10 protein-coding genes and 2 pseudogenes are annotated in these 6796 nt (G+C 36.9%); 6 read left to right on the forward strand and 6 right to left on the reverse strand.

Annotation, left to right across the window (positions count from 1 at the left end):
- Nucleotides 1–81 precede the first annotated feature (81 nt).
- Nucleotides 82–515: pseudogene (locus ACIR310F_RS24865) on the reverse strand (hypothetical protein); the annotation flags it as partial.
- A gap of 15 nt (nucleotides 516–530) precedes the next feature.
- Nucleotides 531–851 (reverse strand): hypothetical protein, encoded by a 321-nt coding sequence (locus tag ACIR310F_RS0110515; protein ID WP_155963750.1) that lies wholly within the window; start codon nucleotides 849–851, stop codon nucleotides 531–533.
- A 1118-nt stretch (nucleotides 852–1969) separates the two neighbouring features.
- On the opposite strand from ACIR310F_RS0110515, the gene ACIR310F_RS0110520 reads away from it, so the two are divergent.
- Both ACIR310F_RS0110520 and ACIR310F_RS0110525 read left to right on the forward strand, forming a co-directional pair.
- Nucleotides 1970–2209, forward strand: a complete 240-nt coding sequence (locus ACIR310F_RS0110520; protein ID WP_028083798.1) for a type II toxin-antitoxin system HicB family antitoxin — start codon at nucleotides 1970–1972, stop codon at nucleotides 2207–2209.
- Nucleotides 2206–2436 carry a type II toxin-antitoxin system HicA family toxin gene (locus tag ACIR310F_RS0110525; protein WP_028083799.1) on the forward strand — a complete coding sequence of 77 codons (231 nt, stop codon included), beginning with the start codon at nucleotides 2206–2208 and terminating at the stop codon, nucleotides 2434–2436. The genes ACIR310F_RS0110520 and ACIR310F_RS0110525 overlap by 4 nt, the downstream gene beginning before the upstream one ends.
- A gap of 157 nt (nucleotides 2437–2593) precedes the next feature.
- Here ACIR310F_RS0110525 and ACIR310F_RS0110530 read toward each other — a convergent pair whose 3' ends face one another.
- Both ACIR310F_RS0110530 and ACIR310F_RS0110535 read right to left on the reverse strand, forming a co-directional pair.
- Nucleotides 2594–3001 carry a type II toxin-antitoxin system VapC family toxin gene (locus tag ACIR310F_RS0110530; RefSeq protein ID WP_028083800.1) on the reverse strand — a complete coding sequence of 136 codons (408 nt, stop codon included), beginning with the start codon at nucleotides 2999–3001 and terminating at the stop codon, nucleotides 2594–2596.
- Nucleotides 3002–3010: 9 nt separating this feature from the next.
- The gene (locus ACIR310F_RS0110535; RefSeq protein ID WP_028083801.1) at nucleotides 3011–3304 is read right to left on the reverse strand and encodes a hypothetical protein; all 294 of its coding nucleotides are present in this window, start codon (nucleotides 3302–3304) and stop codon (nucleotides 3011–3013) included.
- A gap of 257 nt (nucleotides 3305–3561) precedes the next feature.
- Between ACIR310F_RS0110535 and ACIR310F_RS22120 the strand changes: the two genes are divergently transcribed.
- From ACIR310F_RS22120 to ACIR310F_RS26770, 4 genes are all read left to right on the forward strand, one after another.
- Nucleotides 3562–3828 (forward strand): hypothetical protein, encoded by a 267-nt coding sequence (locus ACIR310F_RS22120; protein WP_035367870.1) that lies wholly within the window; start codon nucleotides 3562–3564, stop codon nucleotides 3826–3828.
- Nucleotides 3812–4195: a type II toxin-antitoxin system VapC family toxin gene (locus tag ACIR310F_RS0110545; protein ID WP_028083802.1), complete on the forward strand. Its 384-nt coding sequence runs from the start codon at nucleotides 3812–3814 to the stop codon at nucleotides 4193–4195. The genes ACIR310F_RS22120 and ACIR310F_RS0110545 overlap by 17 nt, the downstream gene beginning before the upstream one ends.
- A gap of 394 nt (nucleotides 4196–4589) precedes the next feature.
- Complete coding sequence (locus ACIR310F_RS26765) at nucleotides 4590–5015, forward strand: hypothetical protein (protein WP_231387482.1); 426 nt, start codon at nucleotides 4590–4592, stop codon at nucleotides 5013–5015.
- Nucleotides 5016–5150: 135 nt separating this feature from the next.
- Nucleotides 5151–5393 (forward strand): hypothetical protein, encoded by a 243-nt coding sequence (locus ACIR310F_RS26770; protein WP_231387483.1) that lies wholly within the window; start codon nucleotides 5151–5153, stop codon nucleotides 5391–5393.
- A 15-nt stretch (nucleotides 5394–5408) separates the two neighbouring features.
- On the opposite strand, the gene ACIR310F_RS0110555 is transcribed toward ACIR310F_RS26770, so the two are convergent.
- Both ACIR310F_RS0110555 and ACIR310F_RS26775 read right to left on the reverse strand, forming a co-directional pair.
- The gene (locus ACIR310F_RS0110555) at nucleotides 5409–6581 is read right to left on the reverse strand and encodes a DNA cytosine methyltransferase (RefSeq protein WP_028083803.1); all 1173 of its coding nucleotides are present in this window, start codon (nucleotides 6579–6581) and stop codon (nucleotides 5409–5411) included.
- Between the two features lie 131 nt (nucleotides 6582–6712).
- Nucleotides 6713–6796 (reverse strand): annotated as a pseudogene (locus ACIR310F_RS26775) (Uma2 family endonuclease); the annotation flags it as partial.

The following is a 6796-nucleotide window of genomic DNA, read 5'->3' on the forward strand; positions in this document are numbered from 1 at the left end:
CATTTTTACCCTTGATAATACTACTATACTTAAATATGTAAAGTTTTGTAACGACATTCAACATTTCTGGATGAATACTATCCCTTGTATTGTGGCGCTCGTATAAGCAATTGATATTAATAAAATCATAGATATTAACCGATTATTTGTAACTTTTGTGTCTTCTAAATTAGAACCGCCACTTTGAAAATCACGGAACATTTCTTCTATACAAAATCGCTTCTTATAGGCGGAAATTGCTAATTCCAAACTATCTAAATTAGTTAAAATAAACCACCCTTCCTTTGGGGCTACTCCTAATAGACATCTCCGGTAAAGATTGTAGAGCCGAGAATCCCTACCCATGGAACTTCTCTACAAGGGTTGTAAATCACGCATATTTAATTTTCGGAGATGTTTAATATTTTGCGTTTCCATTTACAGGTAACATTAAAACTTGTAAAACCATGTTTTTTTGTAACTTTAACCCCGGCTAAAAAGAAAGCAACTCCTGGTGATAAACCTAGATTATTCAGGGGGCGACAAAGGGGCTAGAGAGGTTGCTGGATAAGCATGACAGCCCTCACTCCTTGCTGATAAAATAGCATTTTATTGGTAACCAATGTCATCATTTCCAAGACCAAATCTTGACACTCATTCATAGAAACTATCCAACTATAACCGTATAAACCAATCCAAAAAGCACTATGTCCTCTTCCAGTTCTTTTATTTTCACTCATCCGACAAACATAAGATTGTTGTTTTTGAGATTGAGTTTTTTTACCTTGTAACCATGCAGAAGTCATTACTAAAGCAATCAATAAAATGATGGGAAACCATAACAGCACCACACTCAAATTATTAGACTTCAAAAATCTTTGTATATGACGACGACGGCATCTGAAAATAACTTCATAATTGTTACTCGTAATATTAGTGATTTTGGTTTCTCATCTGTTACTGTGTTTAGTCCTTGGGATTAATCGCTCACAACTACCCTCATTTTAAACGAACTGACAAGTCAGCGCTTGCGCTATCGCTCACAACCACCCTAATTTTAAACGAACTGCTTGCAGCAGCCCAACGCTTACGCACCCCAACATCCCCAAACAGCGCACTGACAAGTCAGCGCTTGCGCTATCACACACAACCACCCCAATTTTAGGCGAACTGCTTGCAGCAGCGCTTACGCTATCGCTCTCCCAACTTATTCCTAAATTGCGATCGCATAGCTTACCGTAGGTACTCGCATTTCAATTCTTAACCTTTGCTGTCATGATCAGAACTAACTGTAGCGTGTGTTAGCGTCAGCGTAACGCACTAAATTTATTCAGTTACACAAAAGAAACAAGCTGCGTTACATTTCATTAACGCACCCTACAAGATCGGCGATCGCACTAATTTTAAGCGATCTCTCTCCCAACATCCACAAACAGTGATACCTTGAGTGCGCTTTGCTATTGCTTTATCTAAGCATTCAATTATCAATTTTGCGAATGCGAACACTTGTCATTGTAATTACGGTAAAAGCACCCAGTAACTCATTCGCACTCCCAACCAACATCCTAAACAGCGATTCCTAGGTCGCGCAACGCTTACGCTCATAACCCCCTAATTTTAAATGAACTGCTTGCAGCAGCGCTTACGCTATCGCACCCCAACATCCCCAAACAGCGAACTGACAAGTCAGCGCTTGCGCTATCGCTCACAACCCCAATTTTAGACGAACTGCTTGCAGCAGCGCTTACGCTATCGCCCTCCCCACACCCCAAACAGCGATTCCTAGGTCGCGCAACGCTTACGCACACAACCACCCCAATTTTACACGATTCCTAGGTCGCGCTTACGCTAGCGCACTGCCAACATCCCCAAACAGCGATTCCTACTGAGTGCAATGCTTACGCTAATGCACTTCTCCCAAATTCCCCAAACCGTTTATTATGGAATAAATCAACGCTAAAAATCACTAACTCAAAAAACGTAAAGATATATGGAAAACAAAAATAAACAAATTTACAATTACACTGTACTTCTGGAAAAGGAGCAAGATGGGGGTTATCATGCCTTTTGTCCTGTTCTCAAAGGTTGTCATTCTCAAGGAGATTCTTTTGAAGAAACAATTGAGAATATTACAGAAGCTATTGAATTATATATTGAAAGTTTAATAGCTGATAATCAACCTGTTCCTAAAGAGGATTTAATTGTTAAGCCATTAAGCATTTTATTATGAGTAATTTACCAAGTATAAAAGCTAAAGATTTTATTAAAGTTATCGAAAAATTGGGTTTTTATTTTGACAGACAAAAAGGTAGTCATGCTATTTACAAGAATGCTGATGGTTTAAGAGTTGTTGTTCTAATTCATTCAGGAAAAGACATCAAACCAGGTACTTTAATGGGAATGATTCAAGATATTGGTATTGACAAAAAAACATTTTTTAAATTAGTACAAAAATAAAGCGATACCTTCGGTCAGCAACGCTTACGCATCCCAACATCCCCAAACAGCGAACTGACAAGTCAGCGCTTACACTATCGCTCTCCCAACTTATTCCTAAATTGCGATCGCTGTCGAACTCACGTTAATTTTAAGCGATCGTTCTTATTTATGACGTTCATAATGGGGATGAAGGGATAATAAGCCGTAGATTGGGAATATCCAAGAAGTCTTTGATGTTGTGAGTAACTAGCGGTAAGTCATAGCGTAAAGCCGTTGCAGCAATCCAAGCATCTTGTGGAGATATTGGTCGTCCTGCACTTTGTCGCTTGGCACGAATATACGCCCATTCTCGACAAAGTGATTGATCAACTGGAATAATTAAGTAGTTAGATAGGTATTGTTCTAGTTGTGTTAAACGACTATCTCCCCATTGACGCAAAATTGCCCACTGAAATAGTTCAGCTACGGTCATGAATGACATTGCTAATTGTTGACCAGTTAAATAAGGTAAATAAGGGTCGGCATAATCACTACCTTTGAAGATAAAAGAAGCGATATCAGTGTCAATGAGGTAAAAACTCATGGCGTTTGGTTAGATCACTTCTTGGCGTTGTTGTCGTAGGAAAATGAGAAAATCTTCGATGGAGTCTTCTTCAGGCCAAAAGTCAGCAGCGAGATGTTTGAGGTTATGTACGGTGGTAGGGGTCTGTGTGGCGAGTAGTTCTTTGAGTGTGGTATCTTCCCAAAACTGATGACTGAGATTTTTAAGATCGGTTTGAGAGTTTGAGGATAAATTGCTTTGGGTAAAGATTTGCAACAGTTGTTGACGTTCCGTGGATGATAGCTGTTGGATAGCAGCGATCGCATTTTCGAGTCGTGAAGTCATAGTACGGTTTTTTGGTTATATAATTCTATTTTATTTAAACTCAGGGGCGATTCCTAGGTCGCGCTTCGCTATCGCACACCATCACCCCAATTTTAAACGAACTCACAAGTCAGCGCTTGCGCTATCGCACACAACCCCAATTTTAAACCATCGCACTCTCAACATCCCCAAACAGCGATCTCTTTTTGTGATATTCTATAATTAGAAATGTACTTAATTAAACAGCAGCATTATATTATTGTAAGGATGACAAAATTATGCAAGCAATTAGGTTAAAAAAAACTATAGAGAAAAATGGTGAAATCTCTTTTCAAAATTTACCTGTGGTAGAAGGACAAGAGGTAGAGGTAATTGTTTTATTATCCATTCTTCCTACAAGGAAAAAGGTATTAACTGCTCATGAATTACTTGATTCGAGCTTGATAGGTTTATGGGAAGAACGCGACGATATTATAGATAGTCTTGCTTACGCTCGTCAGTTGCGTGAACAGTCACAAAGGAGAGGTTATGATTCTCCTAGATAGTGATATTATGATTGACTTTCTGCGTAAATATCCACCTGCTATTAGTTGGTTAAGTTCTTTGGGAGAGGAAGAAATTGCTTTACCTGGTTATGTAGCGATGGAATTGATGCAAGGATGTAGGAATAAGTTGGAATTGCAGGAAATTCGCAAATTTATTGCTAATGTTGAAGTAATTTGGCCAACACCTGAAACTTGTGATCAAGCATTAGAAACATTTGCAAATTATAATCTCAGTCATAATCTTGGGTTAATTGATGCTTTAATCGGTCAAACATCAATTGCTTTCGGTTTACCATTACATACATTTAATGTGAAACATTATGCTGTTATTTCAGGTTTAATAACAATACAACCATATAAAAGATAATTAGTGTATTTTTGCTATCGCTCACAACCACCCTAATTTTAAGAGATCGCAATTCCAACTTATTCCTAAATAGCGATCGCACACAACCCCCCCCAATTTTAAACGAACTCACAAGTCAGCGCTTGCGCTATCGCACACAACCCTAACTTTAAACAATCGCACCCCAACACCCCAAAACAGCGAACTGACAAGTCAGCGCTTGCGCTATCGCACACAACCCTAATTTTAAAAGATCGCACCCCAACACCCCAAAACAGCGATCGCTATTACATAGTATTTTTGTATTTATTAAGATTTTACACCGACAAGCAAATAAAATTTCAGTAGATATTGCTATATATGGGAGGATTTTGGGTCATACTAAGAAAGTCCAATGAGTTAAATATAGCTGTCTATGTCTAGTGAATTAACTGCTGAAACTTTAATCCCACTTTCTGTCAAAGAACGGAAAGCACTAATTTTGCATTATACTTCTTTAATTGATGTGACTAACATTGTAGATGAAAATTTGCAACAAGCATACAAATATGGAAAAATTCTTTCTTCAATAGCACCTGCTTATTTTCAATATCAAATTAAACAAGACAGACAGAATGGCTCTATTTTAGAATTAGATAGACAATCTCAGTTCATCAGTCTTGTAACTGAAAAATTTGCAGATGATTTTATTGAGTGGTTAAAAAATGATTTTGAAAAGAAAAGTATAATACTTGAAGAGCATCCTAACCCAGCCAATATTTTTGAACTCTGTGGAGCTAAACTACTAGTTACTAGCAACTCAGTGACAAGAAGTTTGAACACTAAAATGGGGAGTCTCTGAGAAAAGATATCTAATATTAGTCCTTATATTATTAACCCGGAATTTGAATTTGGGATTAAAATTACTGGAATTGATATTATTATATTTTCAGAGAAAAAAGTTAGGTTTGCACAACTCAAAACTTTAAAAGGAACATTGACTGGTTCTCAATCACCAAGATCAAAAAAAGAATTAAATATTCATGAAAACCCTTTGTTTATCGCAGCTTTTAATTTAGGTAAATGGACGTTTCCATTCCCAAACGAATATAACATTCCCCGTATTGCTGGTAAAGAATTTTGGAATATGATTTACATTGATTACGATATTTTTGAAAAAAATATACGAGATATGTTACAGAAAATTGATCAAGCTTTTTCTGAATTAGCTAGAAAGTAGACACTTACAATTCTATTAATAAAAAAGAGAAAGTTGTTCAGCTATCTCTTTACCTTTAGATTTATTTCCGTGAATTAAATTAAAGAGATAAATACCAAGTTCTTCTGCAAGTAATACGGGAACTGCATTACCAATTTGTTTATATTTAGAACTAACAGAACCATAAAAAATCCAATCATCAGGAAAAGTTTGAATTTTCGCAGATTCACGGACAGTTAAAGAACGTAATTCTATAGGATGACACATATCTGTAGCTTTTTGATGGGGACTTGTTGTAATTGTTGGAGAAGGTTTATTCCAAGATAATCTTCTATAAAAACCTACTTTTCCACCTCCAGAATTATAAGCACCTCCCATAGCTTCTTGTTTTAATTCCTCTGGTAAATGTTTCCAATTTTGTCCAGCTTCCAATAATCTCAAATACTTTAAGCGACTTTCTGAATAAGACATAAATTCTGGTTTTGCATCAACAAAATCTGTGATAGCATCTCCTAAAGTCCGCCATTTAGGTAAAATTTTGCCATCTTTACAATATTTGGGAATAGGAAATGTAGGAGTTTCACCATCTCTCGAACCAATAAATACTACACGCTCTCTATTCTGTGGAACACCATAATCTGCTGCTTCTAAAAGGTTATAAACTACGTTATAGCCTATTTCCTTCATTTCTGATAATACTACTTTCAAAGCAGCACCAGCCATTTCATCAGGTTCTAAAGGTGGGTAATCTTTTCCGCGTTGATTAATTGGCCTGTGACGAAGTGGAGCAGAAAGTAAACCTTTGACATTTTCCATTAAGAAAAAACGGGGTTGAACTTCTTTCACAATCCGAATAAAGTCCATAAATAAACTACCGCGAGGGTCCATAACTGAACCTCTTTTTCCTGCGGTACTAAATGGTTGACATGGTGGACCACCTGTAACTAAATCTACTTCACCAGGTTGTAAAGCGCGACCTAAATTTAAAACTCTTCCCCCTTCTTCGAGTAATTCTTGGGAAGTGATATTTTGTATTTCTCTGGGAATAGCACTTTCTTGAAGAAATGGACGATTAAGAGCAATTGTTTTTGCAGCATCACGGTCTTTTTCTACTACACTTACTGTATGAAATCCTGCTTTTTCCATCCCCAAGTCTAGACCAAAAGCACCTGTAAATAATGAAATGGAAATAGCTTTACCATCTATCATGCTTATTGCCCCCAAACAATTGCTAAAATAAATAATTATATAATGAGAAGCATAAAAAACTTGCTCATATACGACGAACTAGATCAAGTATATCACTCTTTCATGATAGATAGATTTAATAATTGTAAACATTACCAAATCATCCCCAAATTCAAAACAAAACCCCTTAAAACATCTTCCCCCGAAACCGTAGCAGGAGAATCCAAAACCTCAAC

It is taken from the genome of Dolichospermum circinale AWQC310F (assembly GCF_000426925.1).
GTDB classification, from domain to species: domain Bacteria; phylum Cyanobacteriota; class Cyanobacteriia; order Cyanobacteriales; family Nostocaceae; genus Dolichospermum; species Dolichospermum circinale.

Bases quoted from the DNA above. Each gene is read 5' to 3' on its own strand.
- ACIR310F_RS0110530 (WP_028083800.1), bottom strand. From the start codon at position 3,001: ATGAGTTTTTACCTCATTGACACTGATATCGCTTCTTTTATCTTCAAA.
- ACIR310F_RS0110525 (WP_028083799.1), top strand. From the start codon at position 2,206: ATGAGTAATTTACCAAGTATAAAAGCTAAAGATTTTATTAAAGTTATC.
- ACIR310F_RS0110535 (WP_028083801.1), bottom strand. From the start codon at position 3,304: ATGACTTCACGACTCGAAAATGCGATCGCTGCTATCCAACAGCTATCA.
- ACIR310F_RS22120 (WP_035367870.1), top strand. From the start codon at position 3,562: ATGCAAGCAATTAGGTTAAAAAAAACTATAGAGAAAAATGGTGAAATC.
- ACIR310F_RS26765 (WP_231387482.1), top strand. From the start codon at position 4,590: ATGTCTAGTGAATTAACTGCTGAAACTTTAATCCCACTTTCTGTCAAA.
- ACIR310F_RS0110555 (WP_028083803.1), bottom strand. From the start codon at position 6,581: ATGATAGATGGTAAAGCTATTTCCATTTCATTATTTACAGGTGCTTTT.
- ACIR310F_RS0110520 (WP_028083798.1), top strand. From the start codon at position 1,970: ATGGAAAACAAAAATAAACAAATTTACAATTACACTGTACTTCTGGAA.
- ACIR310F_RS0110545 (WP_028083802.1), top strand. From the start codon at position 3,812: ATGATTCTCCTAGATAGTGATATTATGATTGACTTTCTGCGTAAATAT.